The 18,488-nt window shown below is 63.5% G+C and carries 18 protein-coding genes; 5 read left to right on the forward strand and 13 right to left on the reverse strand.

Features of this window, described 5'->3' with window-relative positions; all coding sequences use genetic code 11:
• The first annotated feature begins 148 nt into the window (after positions 1–148).
• The 3 genes from AC0CMF_RS12310 to trhO all read left to right on the forward strand — a co-directional run bounded on the left by AC0CMF_RS12310 (position 149) and on the right by trhO (position 1,904).
• Positions 149–478, forward strand: coding sequence for a hypothetical protein (locus tag AC0CMF_RS12310; protein WP_058899391.1), 330 nt, complete (start codon positions 149–151; stop codon positions 476–478).
• Positions 479–622: 144 nt separating this feature from the next.
• Entirely contained in the window at positions 623–952 is a 330-nt protein-coding gene (locus AC0CMF_RS12315; RefSeq protein WP_050474185.1) for a RebB family R body protein, read from the forward strand.
• A gap of 160 nt (positions 953–1,112) precedes the next feature.
• Positions 1,113–1,904, forward strand: coding sequence for an oxygen-dependent tRNA uridine(34) hydroxylase TrhO (gene trhO / locus AC0CMF_RS12320; RefSeq protein WP_058899392.1), 792 nt, complete (start codon positions 1,113–1,115; stop codon positions 1,902–1,904).
• A 503-nt stretch (positions 1,905–2,407) separates the two neighbouring features.
• Here the strand turns inward: trhO and AC0CMF_RS12325 are convergent.
• Both AC0CMF_RS12325 and AC0CMF_RS12330 read right to left on the reverse strand, forming a co-directional pair.
• Positions 2,408–3,289: an SMP-30/gluconolactonase/LRE family protein gene (locus AC0CMF_RS12325; protein ID WP_058900739.1), complete on the reverse strand. Its 882-nt coding sequence runs from the start codon at positions 3,287–3,289 to the stop codon at positions 2,408–2,410.
• Positions 3,290–3,367: 78 nt separating this feature from the next.
• Positions 3,368–3,850 (reverse strand): Lrp/AsnC family transcriptional regulator, encoded by a 483-nt coding sequence (locus AC0CMF_RS12330; RefSeq protein WP_058899393.1) that lies wholly within the window; start codon positions 3,848–3,850, stop codon positions 3,368–3,370.
• Between the two features lie 144 nt (positions 3,851–3,994).
• On the opposite strand from AC0CMF_RS12330, the gene ald reads away from it, so the two are divergent.
• Entirely contained in the window at positions 3,995–5,113 is a 1,119-nt protein-coding gene (gene ald / locus AC0CMF_RS12335) for an alanine dehydrogenase (protein WP_058899394.1), read from the forward strand.
• 79 nt (positions 5,114–5,192) lie between these two features.
• On the opposite strand, the gene AC0CMF_RS12340 is transcribed toward ald, so the two are convergent.
• The 3 genes from AC0CMF_RS12340 to pgi all read right to left on the reverse strand — a co-directional run bounded on the left by AC0CMF_RS12340 (position 5,193) and on the right by pgi (position 7,621).
• Positions 5,193–5,477, reverse strand: a complete 285-nt coding sequence (locus AC0CMF_RS12340; protein ID WP_050474181.1) for a hypothetical protein — start codon at positions 5,475–5,477, stop codon at positions 5,193–5,195.
• Between the two features lie 76 nt (positions 5,478–5,553).
• Positions 5,554–5,823: a glycine zipper domain-containing protein gene (locus AC0CMF_RS12345; RefSeq protein ID WP_019964496.1), complete on the reverse strand. Its 270-nt coding sequence runs from the start codon at positions 5,821–5,823 to the stop codon at positions 5,554–5,556.
• Between the two features lie 172 nt (positions 5,824–5,995).
• Positions 5,996–7,621 carry a glucose-6-phosphate isomerase gene (pgi, locus tag AC0CMF_RS12350; protein ID WP_099052106.1) on the reverse strand — a complete coding sequence of 542 codons (1,626 nt, stop codon included), beginning with the start codon at positions 7,619–7,621 and terminating at the stop codon, positions 5,996–5,998.
• A gap of 206 nt (positions 7,622–7,827) precedes the next feature.
• On the opposite strand from pgi, the gene AC0CMF_RS12355 reads away from it, so the two are divergent.
• Positions 7,828–8,235 (forward strand): rhodanese-like domain-containing protein, encoded by a 408-nt coding sequence (locus AC0CMF_RS12355; protein ID WP_050474278.1) that lies wholly within the window; start codon positions 7,828–7,830, stop codon positions 8,233–8,235.
• Positions 8,236–8,268: 33 nt separating this feature from the next.
• Here the strand turns inward: AC0CMF_RS12355 and AC0CMF_RS12360 are convergent, their stop codons facing one another.
• From AC0CMF_RS12360 to AC0CMF_RS12395, 8 genes are all read right to left on the reverse strand, one after another.
• On the reverse strand, positions 8,269–9,216 hold the full coding sequence (locus AC0CMF_RS12360) for a calcium/sodium antiporter (RefSeq protein WP_050474180.1): 948 nt from the start codon (positions 9,214–9,216) through the stop codon (positions 8,269–8,271).
• Between the two features lie 190 nt (positions 9,217–9,406).
• Positions 9,407–10,045 (reverse strand): 2-dehydro-3-deoxy-phosphogluconate aldolase, encoded by a 639-nt coding sequence (locus tag AC0CMF_RS12365; protein WP_472481748.1) that lies wholly within the window; start codon positions 10,043–10,045, stop codon positions 9,407–9,409.
• Positions 10,046–10,072: 27 nt separating this feature from the next.
• The gene (gene edd, locus AC0CMF_RS12370) at positions 10,073–11,893 is read right to left on the reverse strand and encodes a phosphogluconate dehydratase (protein ID WP_058899395.1); all 1,821 of its coding nucleotides are present in this window, start codon (positions 11,891–11,893) and stop codon (positions 10,073–10,075) included.
• A 191-nt stretch (positions 11,894–12,084) separates the two neighbouring features.
• On the reverse strand, positions 12,085–13,557 hold the full coding sequence (zwf, locus tag AC0CMF_RS12375) for a glucose-6-phosphate dehydrogenase (protein ID WP_058899396.1): 1,473 nt from the start codon (positions 13,555–13,557) through the stop codon (positions 12,085–12,087).
• 163 nt (positions 13,558–13,720) lie between these two features.
• Positions 13,721–14,497 (reverse strand): ATP-binding cassette domain-containing protein, encoded by a 777-nt coding sequence (locus tag AC0CMF_RS12380; RefSeq protein WP_050474176.1) that lies wholly within the window; start codon positions 14,495–14,497, stop codon positions 13,721–13,723.
• Positions 14,494–15,564, reverse strand: a complete 1,071-nt coding sequence (locus AC0CMF_RS12385; protein WP_050474277.1) for an ABC transporter permease — start codon at positions 15,562–15,564, stop codon at positions 14,494–14,496. The genes AC0CMF_RS12380 and AC0CMF_RS12385 overlap by 4 nt, the downstream gene beginning before the upstream one ends.
• 132 nt (positions 15,565–15,696) lie before the next feature.
• Positions 15,697–16,716 (reverse strand): sugar ABC transporter substrate-binding protein, encoded by a 1,020-nt coding sequence (locus AC0CMF_RS12390; RefSeq protein WP_050474175.1) that lies wholly within the window; start codon positions 16,714–16,716, stop codon positions 15,697–15,699.
• Between the two features lie 73 nt (positions 16,717–16,789).
• Positions 16,790–18,061 carry an ROK family transcriptional regulator gene (locus AC0CMF_RS12395; protein WP_094463275.1) on the reverse strand — a complete coding sequence of 424 codons (1,272 nt, stop codon included), beginning with the start codon at positions 18,059–18,061 and terminating at the stop codon, positions 16,790–16,792.
• Positions 18,062–18,488: the final 427 nt, after the last annotated feature.

The raw sequence follows: 18,488 nt of genomic DNA on the forward strand, positions 1-18,488 counted from the left end.
GCGCTGTTGCCGGCGTCTGCCAAAACTGGGGCCGGCTTCATGCCGGCCCTTGCTTTGCATCCCGGCTGCACGCAGCCGTCGCTTGAAACGCGGTGGAGCGGGGATACTCTAAACCTCTGTTGGCCGTGAGGTTATCGGGGAGAGGCAGATGGAAGGTGCTGAAGCGGATGGGCCGGACATTTCCGCCTGGGAGGCAGTCAACACCGCCCAGCCCGTGCCCGAGCATCCTGCTTCCCTGCGCAATCTGCTCCATATATCCACCTATCACTCGACCGGCGTGCTTTTTGAGAACGCCCACAGCGCGCAAGAGAACTTGAGGGCTCTGGAACGGGCTGCCAGATCGGGAACAGACGCTTCCGGAAGCCTCTATCAGGTACCGATCGGCTTCAGCCCTGAACTGATCGCGCCGCAGAGCGGCGTGCCGGACCCGCTGCTCAACCTGCTGACAGTGCTCCAAAGCTTCAAAGGCGGATCTTGAGAGCGACGCCGGGAGAAAATGCTCACGGCATCCACAGTCTCTGATTGAAAAGAACCCGGTCTGCCTCACACTGGCGGCGGGATGGCGTCCTAAGGGGTGTAACGGGCCTGAAGCTTCGAAGGCCTGCTTGAAGGAGTGAATTACATGGCTGATCCTACCACCGTGAATCCGATGATCACCGATGCCGTCACGCAGTCGAACGTGAAGGTTGTCGGCGAAGCTCCGGCTGTCGCCATCAGCACCCTCTATCAGTCGATGGTGCATTCGACCGGCATCCTGTTCGAGAATGCCGTTGCCGCCCAGCAGCAGCAGAACTCGCTGGCGCAGGCCGCCGCGAACCAGGGCATCATGCAGATCTACACGCTGGACACGACGGCGGCGGCCGGTGCGACCGAAAAGGTGGCCCAGACCGGCGTTGCCGACAACCTGACCAGCCTGCTGACCGTGCTGAACGCTTTCAGCGGCGGCCGCTGAGCCCTTTCCCGGACCTGAGGAGCCGGGATCACTGGAGCGCTGTCCTTCTCTTGCGGGAAGGGCTGCGCTCCCTTTTGCGTTTTGGCGCCGGGCGGGTTTATAAGGCGGATCAGAAGACAGCACGGCGGCAGATGCGCGCCGGATCACTCAGGTTAATCGCATGTATCTCGTCGCCGCCCTTTACAAGTTCGTTCCTCTGGAAGATTTCCGCGATCTGCGCGGCCAACTGCTGGAGCTGTGCGAAAAAAATGAGATCTGCGGCAGCCTGCTGCTGGCGGCCGAAGGGATCAACGGCACCATTGCCGGGGCAGAGGAAAACCTGCGCCATGTGCTCGGTGTCATCCGTCAGGATCCGCGCCTTGCCGATCTGACCCACAAGGAATCCTGGGCCGAACGCAAACCCTTCCGGCGCATGAAGGTGCGGCTGAAGAAGGAGATCGTCACGCTGGGCGTCGAGACCGTCGATCCGCGCAAGCGTGTCGGCTCCTATGTGGCGCCGGAGGACTGGAACGGCCTCATTTCCAGCCCGGACGTGCTCGTGATCGACACCCGCAATGACTACGAATTCGCCTTCGGCACCTTCGAGGGGGCGCTCAATCCGAAGACCCGGTCTTTCCGCGAGTTTCCGCAGTGGCTGAAGGCGCAGCAGGCGCTGGAGGGCAAGCCGAAGGTCGCCATGTTCTGCACCGGCGGCATCCGCTGCGAAAAAGCCACTTCGCTGCTGCTGGACATGGGCTTCGAGGATGTCTTCCACCTCGATGGCGGCATCCTGAACTATCTGGAAAAGATGCCGGAAGAGAACAGCCTGTGGTCCGGCGAATGCTTCGTCTTTGACGAGCGCATCGCCGTTGATCACAATCTCAAGGCTACCTGGGGGCGTAACATCCCCGAAGAGGCCAGAGACTTCGTCCGCAAGCCGGACGTGGAGACGAAGGCCGAGACAGAGGCATAGCCGCGCCACACGCTCTGCGTCGCCCCGGACGAAGCGGAGCGGAGATCCGGGGACCACTCGTTTCCAGAGCGGTGAGGCATGTGCGCAGCGCAGAGGCTTGAAGCGTAGCTGATATCAAGGCTTTCGGTGCTGACGCATCACGCCTTGAAAATGCTCAAGCGCCGCGCGGACTTGACCAACTCTCGATGAAACAAGCTCATCAAGAGTTGGTATGAGCCTGCCGCCCGTCTTGAGGTCACGGTACTTCTCTGCGAACGAGTAGTCCCCGGCTCGCGCTGCGCTTGGCCGGGGCGACCCTGTACTTCTCATCGCAGGCTCGAGATAACATCCTACCGGTATGTAGCCCTTATACCAAGGCGCTGAGATGCTGATGCATCACGCCTTGAAAATGCTCAAGCGCCGCACGGGGCTTAACCAATGCTCATGAATAAATCACCCTCCCAAGAGGGCGTGGGAGCGCTCCCGCCGTAAAGGGGCATCTTCATTCGCCCAAGACTTTGGCCTCAGCCCTTCGCCCCAAACCTGTAAGCGGGCAGGCCTGTCAGGCCGGGGCGCAGGTGGAAGAGGCTGCCGGACTGGGGCGCGGCTTCGATGCTGGCGGCATCATCCGGGCGCAGGCTGGTGATGACGAGATCGGCCAGCTCCGGCCCGCAGAAGCAGGGCATGGTCGGGCGGGGCACGGGCAGGGTGAATTTCGCCAGAAGTGCGCCTGCCGGCGAGAAGCAGTTCAGCACCCCGGCCGACACGCCTGCACTCCAGTAATTCCCCGAAGAATCGACCGTGGCACCATCCGGGCGGCCCGTCTCGTTGGTGAGCTGGGCAAAGCGGGTGCGCTCCGACACGGCGCCGGTTGCCGGATCAAAGCGCCAGCGGTCCACCCAGCCGGGGGAACTGTCGGCGTGATACATGGCCGTGCCGTCCGGCGACCAGGCGAGGCCGTTGGAGACATGCACACCGTCGAGGATCTGAGTCACCTTGCCGTCGGGAGCCACCCTGTAGAGCCCCGCAACCGGCTGGCGCGGCGAACGGTTGTCCATGGTGCCGACCCAGAAGGCGCCGTCCGGCCCGGCCTTGCCATCGTTGAGGCGCGTGTGCGGATTGCCGGCCTCGATACTGGCGATGGTTTGCTGCGCGCCGGTTTGCGGATCGAACAGGATCACTTGATCCCAGACGGCCACGATCAGCCGCCCATCCTCGCACAGGGCGAAGGAGCCGACTTCATTGGCGAAGGTCCAGGTTTCCAGCTCACGGCTCTGCCAGTCGAGAGCGTGAACGGTCTTGCCCTTGATATTGGTGAAGAAAAGCTTCTGGCGGCGCTCATCCCACGTGGGACATTCGGCCAGCGCGAAGCGGCCATCGAGCAGGCAGGTGATTTCGGCAGTCAAGAAAGGCTCCAGATCCGTGGATGCGTCGTTTGCGCGCACTATAGGCGGAAGGAGCTGCAGGCGTCGACCTTGCTGTGGTCAGTCGGTGCTTCGGTGGGTACTGTCCAGTGGAAAGGCGGTTTTGCGGACGATGGGCCGGATGGCGAAGGAGGATTTCATCCGCGAAACGCCGGGCAGCCGTGCCAGGGTTTCGCGGTGCAGCCGCTCGAAGTCGTTGGGGTCCTCCGCCGCAAGCCGGAGCAGATAGTCCGCATCGCCGGCCATGAGGTAGCATTCCATGATCTCGGGGGACTGCCCCACGGCCTGCTCGAAGGCGAGAAGGACCTCGTTGGACTGGCCCGTCAGGGAGATTTCGACGAAAACATCCATGCGCCGCCCAAGCTTGCGCTGATCAAGCAGGGCGGCATAGCGGCTGATGATGCCGCAATCCTCAAGCGCCCGCACGCGGCGCAGGCAGGCAGATTGTGAGAGGCCGATTTTTTGTGCCAGATCGGCGTTTGGCATCCTCCCGTCCTGCTGGAGCAGGGTGAGAATACGCTTGTCGATCCGGTCTAATTTCATCGCGCCTCGCAGAATATGCGGATTATACCGCTGAAATTCGCATTGTAATGGAAAAATGCCGCTTACGCTGCAAAGAACGCAAGCCTATTCGATCACATCTCCTCTAGTGTCATCGCATAAATCCTTACCAGAGAGGAATAAACGATGCGCATTGGTGTGCCAAAAGAAATAAAGAACCATGAATACCGTGTTGGTCTGACGCCGGACAGCGTCATGGAAGTTGTGGCTCATGGCCATGAAGTTTATGTCGAGACGAATGCAGGCACAGGCATTGGCGCTGAAGATGCCGCCTACGTGGCGGCCGGTGCCAAGATCTGTGCAACGGCGAAGGAAGTCTTCGACATTGCCGAAATGATCGTCAAGGTGAAGGAGCCGCAGGCCGTTGAGCGCGCCATGCTGCGCCCCGATCATACGCTTTTCACCTATCTGCACCTGGCTCCGGATCCGGAGCAGACCGCAGACCTCGTCAAGTCCGGTGCGACCTGCATTGCCTATGAAACCGTGACCGATGGCCGTGGCGGCCTGCCGCTGCTGGCGCCGATGTCCCAGGTTGCCGGCCGTCTGTCGATCACCGCTGGCGCCAATGCCCTGCAGAAGGCCGCTGGCGGCTCGGGCATTCTCGTCGGCGGCGTGCCGGGCGTGGCGCCTGCCAAGGTCGTTGTCATCGGCGGCGGTGTCGTCGGTGCCCATGCCATCACCATGGCGCTGGGCCTCGGCGCCGATGTGACCGTGCTGGACCGCAACGTCGATGTGCTGGCCGGGCTGTCGCGCACCTTCGGATCGGGCCTGCGTACCGTCTATTCCACCAAGGCTGCGCTTGAGCAGTATGTGCTGGATGCGGATATCGTCGTGGGTGCCGTTCTGGTGGCCGGTGCTGCAGCGCCGAAGCTGGTGACCGCCGACATGATCCGCCGCATGAAGAATGGCTCTGTCGTCGTGGACGTTGCCATCGACCAGGGCGGCTGCTTCGAAACCTCCCGCGCCACCACCCATGCCGAGCCGACCTATATCGTCGACGGCGTGGTGCATTACTGCGTCGCCAACATGCCGGGCGCCGTGCCGCGCACCTCGACCTTCGCCCTCAACAACGTGACGCTGCCCTACACGCTGGCGCTGGCCGATCAGGGCGCCAAGGCTGCGCTGCTGGCCAATCCGGCCTTCCTGCCGGGCCTCAATGTCTACAAGGGCAAGGTGACCTGTCAGGCCGTTGCCGAGGCTCTGGGCTATGACTATGTCGCGCCGGAAGCAGCCCTGAAGGCCTAAGGCTTTCACGGACTGAATGACATGAACCCCGGTGCCGCAAGGCGCCGGGGTTTTGTCATGGGTCTTGTCATGGGTTTATTCATTCGGGGCAGGGGATGCGGTAATAGATGCCGTCCGGCCCGCGCTTGACGCATTTGCCGGGAGTGAGGGCGCCAATCAGGCCACCGCCCGCCGCGCCCACAACGCCTCCGGCAACGGCTGCGCCCGGATTGCCGCCCAGCAGCCAGCCTGCGCCTGTGCCTGCCGCTCCGCCAACAGCTGCCCCCGCGACGGCCCGCTCGGTCTGGCTTGCCGAATTGCAGGCGGCAAGTGCAAGCCCGGATGCAAGCAGCAGCGCTGCGGCGGGGAAGGGGAACTGTGGCACGGATCTCTCACAAAACAAGAAGGCCTCCCCCACCGATGGATGGGGAAGGCCTTGCCTGTCAAGTCAAGCCTGAAGCTTACGGGCAGACAACCCGGTACGGACGGCCGTAACGGTCATAGGCCACGCAGTTTTTCGGCGTGGTTGCCGAACCGACGATCGCACCACCGGCACCGCCGATGACGCCGCCCACGAGGGCACCGCCGACGTCGCCCGTCGCCGCAGCACCAATCACGGCGCCGGTTGCAGCACCAAGACCACCGCCGACCAGGGCGCGGTCACGCTGGCTGTCGGACTGGCAGGCTGCGAGCAGCAGACCGGCCGCAGCAAGAACAACGAATCTCTTCATCTGATTTCTCCCGAAATTGCGGATATGATTCCGCAACCAAGACCGCCACCGATATTAGTCCAAAGTGACGAGATTGCGGTGATCCATGTCACTTTTGTAACCCATCAGCGCTGATTTGGTTCCAATAAATCGCACCGTCCGCCTGACAAGGTGACTTCGCAGCCAAGTTCCGTCAAGCGCTACGTAATGCGGCCAGCAAACCGCGTGTGGACGCGTCCTTGCCATCGGCCGGAGCCTCGCCCTTGACCATCGGCAGCAGGGCCGTTGCCAGCTCCTTGCCAAGCTCCACGCCCCACTGGTCGAAGGAGTTGATGCCCCAGATGACGCCTTCGACAAACACCCGGTGCTCGTAGAGCGCGATCAGGCGGCCGAGCGCAAAGGGCGTCAGCTGGTCATGGACAATGGTGATGGACGGCCGGTTGCCGGGGAACACCTTGTGCGGAGCCAGCCGCTCCACTTCGTCTGCCGCCATGCCAGTGGCTTTCAGTTGCGCCTTGGCTTCATCCAGCGTTTTACCCAGCATCAGGGCTTCGGACTGGGCGAGGCAGTTGGCCACCAGCATCTCGTGATGATGCGCCAGCTCCGGTTCATGGCCTTTTGCAGCGACGATGAACTCGCAAGGGATCACCGTCGTGCCCTGATGCAGCAGCTGATAGAAGGCGTGCTGGCCATTGGTGCCGGGTTCGCCCCAGACCAGCGGGCCGGTCTCGGTTTCCACCGTGGTGCCATCCAGTGTCACGCGCTTGCCGTTTGATTCCATGTCGAGCTGCTGCAGATAGGCGGGCAGGCGCGACAGACGCTGGTCGTAAGGCAGCACGGCGCGGGCGGCGTAGCCCATGGCATTGCGGTTCCACACGCCGCTCAGGCCCAGCAGCACCGGCAGGTTCTGCTCCAGCGGTGCGGTGCGGAAATGCTCGTCCATGGCATGGGCGCCTTCGAGGAATTCGGCAAAGGCATCCGGGCCGATGGCGATCATCAGCGGCAGGCCGATGGCAGACCAGACGGAATAGCGCCCGCCAACCCAGTCCCAGAAGCCGAACACGCGGTCTTCCCCGATGCCGAAGGCAGCCACCTTGTCCAGCGCGGTGGAGACGGCGCAGAAATGCGCGCCAACGGCGGCCTCACCCAGCGCTTCGGCGATCCAGGCGCGGGCCGTGCGGGCGTTGGTCATGGTTTCGATGGTGGTGAAGGTCTTGGAGGCGACGATCACCAGCGTTGTTGCCGGGTCCAGGTCCTTCAGCGTGTCGGCGATATGGGCGCCGTCCACGTTGGACACGTAGTGCAGGCGCGGGCCGTCGTGATAGGGGGCGAGCGCCAGCGTCGTCATCACCGGGCCAAGGTCCGAGCCGCCGATGCCGATGTTGATCACATCGGTGAAAGGCGCGCCGGAGGCGCTGGCGATGTCGCCCGAGCGGATGCCTTCGGCAAACTCGCCCATGTCTGCGAGAACTTCGCGCACATCGGGCATCACATCGACGCCATCCACCAGCACAGGCTCGTCCGACTGGTTGCGCAGGGCGGTGTGCAGCACGGCGCGCTTTTCCGTGCGGTTGATCTTTTCGCCCGCAAACATGGCGGCACGCTGCGTCTCAAGCCCGGCTTCGCGGGCAAAGCGGCACAGCAGGAAAACAGTCTCGGCCGTCAGCAGCGACTTGGAGAAATCGATCAGCAGGTCACCGTCGCGCACGCTCAGCTTGTCGAACCGCTTGGGGTCTGCCGCGAACAGATTGCGCAGGCTGGTGGCCTTCAGGTCATTGGCGTGAGACTTCAGCGACTGCCAGTGGTCCGGAGTGAACATGAAAGCTCCTTAATCGATTTAAAATCCTGACTGCGCAGGCATACTGCAAATCATGGCAATGGTATAGCACGCGGGCATGACAGTGCCATGCCCCAGTTTCCGGGCAGCGGAATGACGGCGTGAAATCTTCTTGTGCCATTGATGGGTCGCCTTCTGCGGCGGACAGTGGCATGATTGGGCCGTCCGGTTTGTCGGGAGGCTTTGGCATGGCTCACAGAATATCGCGCGGTATCGATGTGCTTCTGGCAGAGGCGGCAGAGCTGGTCAGCGTGATTTCCGCCGAAGAGGCGAAGCTGCTGCTTGGCCGTGATGGCTATGTCTTTGTTGACTTGCGCGATGTGCGCGAGATCCAGAGGGAAGGGGCCATTCCCGGCGCCTTTTCCTGCCCGCGCGGCATGCTGGAATTCTGGATCGATCCGGCGAGCCCCTATCACAAGCCGGTTTTCGCCAGCGATGCAACCTTTGTGTTCTTCTGCGCGGCAGGCTGGCGCTCTGCGCTTGCGGCACGGACGGCCATCGAGATGGGTCTGGAAACGGTCGTGCACCTTGAGGGCGGGTTTGCGGCCTGGGCCACGGCAGGCGGTGCCGTTGAGCAAATGGCAAGACGCGCCTGAACCCGGCGCGTCTTGCTGCGATGTGCCCGAACCTCAGACGCCCGGCATCTGGGTGAAGAGATAGCCGCAGTAGCCCGTGTAAAACACCAGGAAGGCGGCGCCAGCCAGCCGGTTGATCGACTTCAGCCCCAGCAGCATCAGCGCCAGCAGTACGGTGACGCCCAGCATCAGCGGAATGTCGAAGCTGGCAATGCTGGGGGCGATTGCGACCGGATGGAACACGGCGGTCGCGCCCAGAATGCCGATGATGTTGAAGATGTTCGAGCCCAGCACGTTGCCGATGGCGATTTCCGAATGGCGGCGGAAGGCGGCGATGGCGGAGGTGGCAAGTTCCGGCAGGCTGGTGCCGACTGCAACAATGGTGAGGCCGATCACCGCTTCGGAGATGCCATAGCCGCGGGCGATGGATGTGGCGCCGCGCACCAGCAGATCCGCTCCGATGACAAGGCCCGCAAGGCCGCCGGCGATATAGGCAAGCTGCATCCAGAGCGGCATCGGCACAGGCGCGTGCTCGTCGTCCTCCTCTGCTTCCTCCTTCTTGCCGTAGACGGCGGCATAGAAAAGATAGGCGCAGAGGGTGACGAACATCGCCGCGCCCATCAGGCGGGAGACATGGCCGAGATAGCCCAGCACCAGCGTGAAGGCGGCGACAAGGGTAACCATGGCGAGGTCCCGGCGGATGCCAGGAATGGCGGTCGGGATCGGGCAGATCACGGCAGCAACGCCGAGGATGAGCAGGATATTGGCTGTGTTGGAGCCGACCACATTGCCGACGGCAATGTCGGGCGCGCCGTCAAAGGCCGCCTTCAGCGACACAAGCAGTTCCGGCATGGAGGTGCCGAAGCCGACAATCGTCAGGCCGATGATCAGAGGCGGCATGCCAAATCGCGCTGCGATGGAGACCGCGCCTCTCACGAGCGCTTCACCGCCCAAAAACAGAAGGATGAGACCGGCTGCAAGATACGTCAGATCCAATGCCATAAAACCACGTCCTTCTGTCAGGTGCCGGATCGGCCGGCCGTGTTCGCTCTGCCGTGAGAGACGAGCGGAACCAAAAATCACAACTGTCTGGAAAACAGTCCGGAAAATCCCGGCGCACTTAAGAAGATCCGGCGGGTTTTTCAAGCCCGCCGGTTCATTAGGTCCCGAAAATACAGAATATTTGTGTGCATCAGCCTTTGATGGCGGCCGCCTCGCGGGCGCGGGCCTCGATCCCGGCCCAGTCGCCCGAGGCAATGGCCTTGGCATCGGCGATCCAGGAGCCGCCGACGCACAGCACGTTCGGCAGAGAAAGGTAGCTAGGGGCCTTTTCCAGGGTGATGCCGCCGGTCGGGCAGAACTTCACCTGTGCCAGAGGCGAGGACAGGGACTTCAGATAGGAAGCACCGCCCGCCTGCTCTGCGGGAAAGAACTTGAGACGCAGATAGCCGCGCTCGATCAGGGCCATCACTTCCGAAGAGGTGGCAGCGCCCGGCAGCAGCGGCACGTCGAAGTTTTCCGCCGCATCCAGCAGCTTCGGCGTGGCGCCGGGGGAGACGATGAACTTGGCGCCCGCCTTGACGGCGGCTTCGTACTGGGCGGCATCCAGCACGGTGCCGGCACCCGGAATGGCGCCTTCCACGTTGTCGGCAACGGCCTTGATGGCCTCCAGAGCGCGCGGGGTGCGCAGGGTGATCTCGGTGGCCGGGAGGCCGCCGCGCACCAGGGCCTGAGCCATGGGAACGGCTGCCGCAGGGTCCTCGACGATGAGAACGGGGATGACCGGCGCAGCGGTCATGACAGCTTCAATGCGGGCGGTATCCTGCGGCATTCCTTGGTCCTTCCGGTCGTGGCAGCATCAGCTGCCGAAAACATGAGCGCCCGTGTCTGCCGTGCCGACGAGGGCACGGAAGGGGGCAAAGAGATCGCGGCCCGTGCCGGTCTGGTTGGCCGAGAGGTCATAGGTGGCGAGCGGGCGGGCGTTGAACTCCGCCGCATCCACCAGCACTTCCAGTGTTCCCTTGACGGCATCGACGCGGATCACGTCACCATCCTGAATACGGGCGATGGGGCCGCCGTCGCAAGCCTCTGGCGTGACGTGAATGGCGGCCGGCACCTTGCCGGAGGCGCCGGACATGCGGCCGTCGGTGACCAGCGCCACCTTCAGGCCCTTGTCCTGAAGAATGCCGAGGGCGGGCGTCAGCTTGTGCAGTTCCGGCATGCCGCAGGCTTTGGGGCCCTGAAAGCGCACCACGGCCACCACGTCGCCGGTCAGCTCGCCGCGCTTGAAGGCCGCCTGAAGGTCGTCCTGGGAATTGAAGACGCGGGCAGGGGCCTCGATGATGTGGCGCTCCGCGGCCACGGCGGAAATCTTGATGACGGCGCGGCCCATGTTGCCGTCCAGCACTTTCAGCCCGCCGTTGGCCTGGAAGGCCTTCGGCATCGGCGCCAGCACCTTTTCATCGCCCGACACGGCAGGCGCGGCATCACGGCGGACGGTGCCATCATCGTTCAGCTTGGCTTCGACGGTGTAGCCATCAAGGCCGGTGCCGTTGACGGTGCGCACATCCTTGTGCAGCAGTCCGGCGGACAGGAGCTCGCGGATGAGGAAGCCCATGCCGCCTGCAGCCTGGAAATGGTTCACGTCCGCCTTGCCGTTCGGATAGACGCGGGCGAGCAGCGGCACCACGTCGGACAGCTCGGAAATGTCATCCCAGGTCAGCTTGATGCCGGCCGCATTGGCCATGGCGACAAGGTGCATGGTGTGGTTGGTGGAGCCGCCCGTGGCATGCAGACCGACGACGCCGTTGACGATGGCGCGCTCGTCGATCACCTCGCCGACGGGGGTGTATTCGTTGCCGAGGGCGCTGATCGCCAGCGCCCGCTTGGCCGCTTCGCGGGTCAGAGCCTCACGCAGCGGCGTGCCCGGATTGATGAAGGAGGCGCCCGGCATATGCAGGCCCATGATCTCCATCAGCATCTGGTTGGAGTTGGCTGTACCGTAGAAGGTGCAGGTGCCGGGGCCGTGATAGGACTTCGATTCCGACTCCAGCAGTTCCGCCCGTCCCACCTTGCCTTCGGCATAGAGCTGGCGCGTCTTGGCCTTCTCGTCATTGGTGATGCCCGAGGTCATCGGCCCGGCCGGGATGAAGATCGCGGGCAGGTGGCCGAAGGAGAGGGCGCCGATGACGAGGCCCGGAACGATCTTGTCGCAGATGCCGAGATAGACGGCGGCATCGAACATGGCATGGGAGAGGCCGATGGCCGTGGACATGGCGATGATGTCGCGGGAGAACAGCGACAGTTCCATGCCCGACTGGCCTTGCGTCACGCCATCGCACATGGCCGGAACGCCGCCTGCCACCTGGGCAACGGCACCGGCATCCCGCGCGGCCTGCCGGATCAGTTCCGGATAGGTCTCGTAGGGCTGATGGGCCGACAGCATGTCGTTATAGGCGGTGATGATGCCGAGGTTCGGCACCACATCGCCTGCGAGGGCGGCCTTGTCGGAAACGGTGCAGGCGGCAAAGCCGTGGGCGAGGTTGCCGCAGGCCAGAGTGGAGCGGCGCGGCCCCTTCCCGCCATCGGCCCGGATGCGGTCCAGATAGCGGGAGCGGTTGTCGTGGCTGCGCTTGACGATGCGCTCGGTCACCTCTGCGATGCGGGCATGCACGGTCATGGAACTTTCTCTCCCTCAGTTCCGGGGCGGGAGGGGCGCATCAGGCGTCCAGAGCAGATCACAATCCCGCCGCCCTGCGGATTTAATCGATTTAAGCCGAAGCGGCAACTGCTTCCGGCATGTCATTTTCGATCCCGGTCAGCGTGCCGCCAGCAGGGGCGGGCGGCACGGTTGTCCAAGCTCGCCGTGGATCAGGCGTTTTCTTCCGACCAGGTCCGTCCGTCGCGCTCGATCAGAGCGATCGACGCAGAAGGGCCCCATGTGCCGGCGGTGTAGCCCTTGGGCTGGTCCTTGGTGGCCGACCAGGATTCGAGGATCGGATCGATCCACTGCCAGGCCGCGTCCACTTCATCGCGGCGCATGAACAGGGTCTGGTTGCCGCGGATCACGTCCATGATCAGCCGCTCATAGGCATCCGGATTGCGCACCTTGAAGGCGTTGGCAAAGCTCATGTCCAGCGGAACCCGGCGCAGGCGCATGCCGCCGGGGCCCGGGTCCTTGATCATGATTTCCATCTTCACGCCCTCATCCGGCTGCAGGCGGATGACGAGGCGGTTGTCGGTGATGACACCGGCTTCCGAGCCGAAGATGGAGTGGGGAATCGGACGGAACTGCACGACGATTTCCGACACGCGGGTGGCAAGGCGCTTGCCCGTGCGCAGGTAGAAGGGCACGCCGGACCAGCGCCAGTTGGCAATCTCTGCCTTGATGGCGACGAAGGTTTCCGTGAGGCTGTCGTCCCGGCCCAGCTCTTCCAGATAGCCCGGCACGGCACCGCCGGAGGAGGCGCCGGCCTTGTACTGGCCGCGCACGATGTGCTTTTCCACCAGTTCGGGCGTAAAGGGCGCCAGCGCCTTCAGCACTTTCAGCTTCTCGTCGCGCACGCTGTCCGCATCCATCGAGGCGGGCGGCTCCATGGCGACGAGGCACAGCAGCTGGAGAATATGGTTCTGCACCATGTCGCGCAGGGCACCGGCCGTGTCGTAGTAACCGGCGCGCCCGCCGACGCCGAGCGACTCGGCCACGGTGATCTGCACATGATCGATATGCGCGGCATTCCACAGCGGCTCGAACAGGGCGTTGGCAAAGCGCAGCGCCATCAGGTTCTGCACCGTCTCCTTGCCGAGATAATGGTCGATACGGAAGATCTGGTGTTCCTGGAACACCTTGCCGATGGTCTCGTTCAGCGCCTTGGCCGACTGCCCGTCCTTGCCGATCGGCTTTTCGATGACGACGCGGGTGTTGGCATTGACGAGGCCAGCCTTGCCGATCCCGGCGCAGATGGTGCCGAAGATATCCGGCGACACCGCGAGATAGAAGGCGCGGACCACATCCGGGCGCTCGTTCAGGATCTTGCCCAGTTCCGCCCAGCCGGCGTCGGCGGCCACATCGATGGCGACATACGTCAGGCGGCCAAGGAAGCGGGTGAGCGCGGCATCGTCGAGATCCTTGATGTGCTCGCGCAGGGCTTCTTCCGCCCAGGTGCGGTATTCACCGGAGGAAAATTCGCGCCGCGATGTGACCAGAATGCGGGCCGCATCTGGAATCTGGCCGTCGAGATCGCGGAAATAGAGGGCCGGGAGCAGCTTGCGGTGCGCGAGGTCACCGGTGCCGCCGAATACGACCAGATCGAAATCATCCACTGCGATCACGCGAACGGCCATGCTCCTCGTCTCCCTTTTGGAGTGCGGCCCCAACGGCCGTCTGATTTATTTCGATGAGTTAAATAAAGGAAAATGGGTTGGGCCGCAATGCTAACACGCATTCTCCGGAACGTCTCCGCCCGTTTCGGTCTTTTTGTGGGGCGGAGACGAAAGCCTTTTCAAATCAGGCGGCTAGGCCGACGGGAGGTTCCATGGCGCCGGTCATGATCGCCACCGCATCCGACATGGAAAAATCGGCGGGCTTGATGATCGCAGCGCGTTTTCCGAGCCGGTGGATATGGATCCGGTCCGCCACTTCAAACACATGCGGCATGTTGTGGCTGATCAGAATGATCGGCAGTCCGCGCGAGTTCACGTCCTTGATGAGATCCAGCACGCGGCGGCTTTCCTTCACGCCGAGGGCGGCTGTCGGCTCGTCCATGATGATCACCTTGGAGCCGAAGGCCGCGGCGCGGGCCACCGCGACACCCTGGCGCTGGCCGCCCGAAAGCGTCTCCACCGCCTGGTTGATGTTCTGGATGGTCATCAGGCCGAGTTCCGCCAGCTTCTTGCGGGCGAAGTCTTCCATGGCCTTGCGGTCGAGGGTGCGGAACAGCTTGCCCATGAGGCCAGGTTTGCGGATCTCCCGGCCCATGAACATGTTGTCGGTGATGGACAGGGCAGGGGACATGGCGAGCGTCTGGTAGACAGTCTCGATCCCGGCCATGCGCGCATCATTGGGGGAGGTGAAGCGGATTTCCTCCCCATCCAGATAGATGCTGCCGCTGTCCGGCGTCACGGCGCCGGACAGTGCCTTGATGAGGGTGGACTTGCCCGCGCCATTGTCGCCGATGACGGCGAGGATCTCGCCCGGCATCAGGTCGAAGTCGCAATGATCCATGGCGGTGACGCGGCCATAGCGTTTGACGAGGCCACGGGCCTTCAGAATTGCTTCGGTCATGCCGTTACCTTTCTGATCCACTGGTCGATGGTGACGGCGGCGATGATCAGCACGCCGATGAGAAGATAGGTCCACTGCGGATCGGCACCGGACATGCGCAGGCCCAGTTCGAACACGCCGACGATCAGCGCGCCGAAGAAGGCACCGACGATGGAGCCGCGCCCGCCGAAGAGCGAGATGCCGCCGATCACCACTGCCGTAATTGCCTGGATGTTGCCGATGACGCCGGTGGTGGCCGAGGGCGAGACGGAGCCGAACCGGCCGATCATGACCCAGGCGGCCAGGCCGCAGATGAAGCCGACGAGCATGTAGACCGACATGAGCGTGCGGTGCACGTTGACGCCCGCAAGCTTCGCCGCCTCCGGATCATCGCCGACCGCATAGACATGCCGTCCCCAGGCGGTGCTTCGCAGCGCATAGGCAAGCACTGCCACGACGAGGATCATCAGGAAGACGCCGTAAGTGAAACTGGCGCCGCCGAATTTCACCGTTGTGCCAAGGAACTGCAGGAAGGGCGCCTGGGTTTCGATGTCCTGCGCACGGATGGTTTCATTGGCAGAGTAAAGATAATTGGCAGCCAGAACGATCTGCCACATGCCGAGCGTGACGATGAAGGGCGGCAGCTTGACGCGCGAGACCAGCCAGCCGTTGACGGCGCCGATCATCGTGCCGCAGGCAAGGCCGATCATCACCGAAATGGCGGGCGGAATGCCATAGCGGAAGGTGAACTGGCCCATGATGACGGACGTCAGCACCGCGATGGCGCCGACGCTGAGGTCGATGCCGGCGGTGAGAATGATCAGGCTCTGGGCCGCCGCCAGCACGCCGACGATCTGCACCTGCTGCAGGATCAGCGTCATGGCGAAGGGCGAAAAGAACCTCTCTCCGAGATAGGCACCGAACAACAGGATGGCTGCGAGGAGAACGAGCAGCGGAACGAGCGCCGTGTTCGTGTGCAGCGCATGGTGAAACTGCTGCAGGACGCCTTTCTTCGGATCCTGAAACTCGGCGAAATTCTCTTCCCGGCGCGTTTTTACCGCATCCTCGAAGTTGTCGGTCTTGCTCACGGCCAAGCCTCCTCCCGCTGTGAGAGAGACACCGGGCGCCGCGGGGCGCCCGGATCTTCTCCGGCATGTTTTCTGGTTCTTGTGACGTCAGGGATCAGGCGGGCCTGCCGCCCGATCCGCATGCGCGGGGTCTCAGCCCCAGCAGAGCTTCTTGCCTTCCTCGACGGAGATGGACTCGACGCCATCCACCGGCTGGCCGGTGACGAGCGACACGCCCGTGTCGAAGAAGTCCTTGCCATCGGAGGCCTGCGGCTTGGTGCCGTCCTTGGCCCAGGCGGCAATCGCCTCGATGCCCTTGGCGGCCATCAGCAGCGGGTACTGCTGGGAGGTGGCGCCGATGACACCGGCTTCCACATTGGCAACGCCCGGGCAGCCGCCATCGACGGAAACGATCAGCACGTCCTTCTCGCGGCCGATGGACTTCAGGGCCTCATAGGCGCCAGCGGCTGCCGGCTCGTTGATGGTGTAGACCACATTGACCGAGGGGTCCTTGGCGAGCAGGCTTTCCATGGCCTTGCGGCCGCCTTCCTCGTTGCCCTGGGTCACGTCATTGCCGACGATGCGCGGATCGGTTTCATCGCCCCACTTGTTCGGGTCGCCCAGATCAATGCCGAAGCCCTTGAGGAAGCCCTGGTTGCGCAGCACGTCCACGGTCGGCTGGGACACATCGAGGTCCAGCATGGCGATCTTCGCGTCTGCCGCCTTGTCGCCCAGGGTCTTGACGGCCCACTGGCCGATCAGCTCACCGGCCAGGAAGTTGTCGGTGGCGAAGGTCATGTCGGCGGAATCGATCGGGTTGAGCGGGGTGTCCAGTGCGATGACGAGAATGCCGGCATCGCGGGCCTGCTTGACGGCCGGAACGATGGCGGAGGTGTCGGAGGCCGTCAGCAGGATGCCCTTGGCGCCGTTGGCGATACAGGTTTCGATGGCTGCGACCTGGGTGTCGTTGTCGCCGTCCACCTTGCCGGCATAGGCATTCAGCTGGATGCCCAGTTCCTTGGCTTTTGCGGCAGCACCCTCGCGCATCTTCACGAAGAAGGGGTTGGTGTCCGTCTTGGTGATGAGGCAGGCGTTGACCGTGTCGGCCTGTGCCGGGGCAACGGCGCCCATGGCTGCGAGTACGGAACCTGCGAGAAGCATCTTGCGGATCATTGTCGTCATCCTCCCTGGCCGTTTGTCTCCTCCCGTTCTGGCCCCGGCCGGTTCAGGCCAGAACGGCTGCCCCTCAAGCTGTCGAGGGGGCTTCCAGACGGAGGGCTCCCACCCCCGCCGATCCCTTCAGGCCGCCGGTCAGGATTTCTGCCCGCGGCGAGAAATTGAAGAACATGGGCAGGCTGGCAGCGCCGAGCGCGCCTGCGTCCTGCCCGAAGCTGCCGTGTTCCACACGCGGCGCTGTCCGTGCCTCGGGAGCCTCGTCAACGAGCGCCCGGTGCAGTTTCCCGATCAGACGGCTCAGCATGCCGCTGTCGATGTCGCAGTCGATCACGATCAGCGGCATGTCGAGCAGGGCGTGGCTGGCGCGGACCGAAGGCAGTAGCGCATCCACGCAATCCTCCAGCCATTCCCCCACTTCGGGCCGCCCGGCGATGACCGCCTGTTCCAATTCGGCGCGTGACGGGCGCAGGCCGGAGCCTTGCGTCAGGTGCCGTGCCAGCGCGCCGAGCGAGGCGCGGGTCAGAAGGATGTCCCAGCTGCCTTTCGGGCGCGGGGCGCCGGCCAGCTTGCTTGGCGTCACCGGCATCACAGCCACGTCGGCCGCATTGCCCGTGACGCCGCGCACCACATCGCCATTCATGATCAGCCCGCCGCCGATGGCCGGGCCGATGAACAGGTAGAGGAAATTGTCTTCCTGGCGGCCAAGCCCGTAGAACAGCTCGGCGACTGCCGCTGCCGTGCCGTCATTCTCGGCGAAAACCGGAAGACCGGTGGCCGCCTCAAGGCTTGCAGCGAAGTCCACCTCGTCCCACGGCTTGAAGTTCTCTGCAGGAAGACCAAGCTGCTGCAACCACGCGCCCAGATTGAACGGCTGGGCAAGGCCGATACCGGTCAGGCGGCGGCGCTCGGCCGGGGACAGAAGGTCCTGCAGCCTCTCGATGTCCTGCCGGATCATGTCCACCGCAACGGAGGGAAGCGGCAGGATCATGTCGTGGTAGCTGCGCCCGATGATGCGGCCGGCGAAATCAACCAGCACGGTCTCGATCCCGGCGCGGCCGAGGCGGACGCCGAAGCCGAAGGCGCCGCGTGTGGCAAGGCGCAGGATCGTGGCCGGCTGGCCGCGTCCGCCATCGTGCCGCTTGCCGACTTCCTCGATCAGGCCGTCCTGGGCCAGTTCCTGGATGATGGCGCCAATCGCCGCATTGGTCAGGTTGGCTGCGCGGGCGAGCTCTGCTTTGGAGGCTTCCCCGGCGCGGCGCAGGATCTGCAGCACGATACGTTCGTTGTAACGGCGCAGTTGCGCCGAATTGCTGCCTCTCCCGCTTGTGACGTTTCCTGCCATTCAGCGTCCTCCCTGGTGGCCGATATGAAGCCGCGCCAGCACCGAATAATTTTTGTTGATTTAATTATTTGATGCTTAAGGCGTGCAGTCAACCATTTTCGTTGCTGCACTGCGTCAAACTGCAGCTTCTGGGATATTAGATTCCCTTACACGTTTTGAGGAGACGGCAATTTCAACTAGGGGTAATGTGCTGAAGCAATCTTCCCCGGGTGCCGGAAATGCCATCCGAAATGTGAAATCCGAAATCGCGTTCAGGTAAGGTTGAAGGCCGCCTCTCCAGACATTTCAGAAAAAAAGTCGCAGGTGCCGTTACGTCGCAGGTTGACGTAAACGGAAGGAACGTCAAATCTGTAGGAGGACGCCCCAGGCAGGGGTATCAACCTGGAATGCCGCAGGCAGGGAGGTTGCGCTGGTGAGCGCAAGCCGG

The organism is Pannonibacter sp. CBAS1226 (assembly GCF_055685825.1).

Coding starts and splice junctions, on each gene's coding strand:
- AC0CMF_RS12310 (WP_058899391.1), top strand. CDS start 149: ATGGAAGGTGCTGAAGCGGATGGGCCGGACATTTCCGCCTGGGAGGCA.
- AC0CMF_RS12315 (WP_050474185.1), top strand. CDS start 623: ATGGCTGATCCTACCACCGTGAATCCGATGATCACCGATGCCGTCACG.
- trhO (WP_058899392.1), top strand. CDS start 1,113: ATGTATCTCGTCGCCGCCCTTTACAAGTTCGTTCCTCTGGAAGATTTC.
- AC0CMF_RS12330 (WP_058899393.1), bottom strand. CDS start 3,850: ATGAAATTAGACCGGATCGACAAGCGTATTCTCACCCTGCTCCAGCAG.
- ald (WP_058899394.1), top strand. CDS start 3,995: ATGCGCATTGGTGTGCCAAAAGAAATAAAGAACCATGAATACCGTGTT.
- AC0CMF_RS12345 (WP_019964496.1), bottom strand. CDS start 5,823: ATGAAGAGATTCGTTGTTCTTGCTGCGGCCGGTCTGCTGCTCGCAGCC.
- pgi (WP_099052106.1), bottom strand. CDS start 7,621: ATGTTCACTCCGGACCACTGGCAGTCGCTGAAGTCTCACGCCAATGAC.
- AC0CMF_RS12355 (WP_050474278.1), top strand. CDS start 7,828: ATGGCTCACAGAATATCGCGCGGTATCGATGTGCTTCTGGCAGAGGCG.
- AC0CMF_RS12360 (WP_050474180.1), bottom strand. CDS start 9,216: ATGGCATTGGATCTGACGTATCTTGCAGCCGGTCTCATCCTTCTGTTT.
- AC0CMF_RS12365 (WP_472481748.1), bottom strand. CDS start 10,045: ATGCCGCAGGATACCGCCCGCATTGAAGCTGTCATGACCGCTGCGCCG.
- edd (WP_058899395.1), bottom strand. CDS start 11,893: ATGACCGTGCATGCCCGCATCGCAGAGGTGACCGAGCGCATCGTCAAG.
- zwf (WP_058899396.1), bottom strand. CDS start 13,557: ATGGCCGTTCGCGTGATCGCAGTGGATGATTTCGATCTGGTCGTATTC.
- AC0CMF_RS12380 (WP_050474176.1), bottom strand. CDS start 14,497: ATGACCGAAGCAATTCTGAAGGCCCGTGGCCTCGTCAAACGCTATGGC.
- AC0CMF_RS12390 (WP_050474175.1), bottom strand. CDS start 16,716: ATGATCCGCAAGATGCTTCTCGCAGGTTCCGTACTCGCAGCCATGGGC.
- AC0CMF_RS12395 (WP_094463275.1), bottom strand. CDS start 18,061: ATGGCAGGAAACGTCACAAGCGGGAGAGGCAGCAATTCGGCGCAACTG.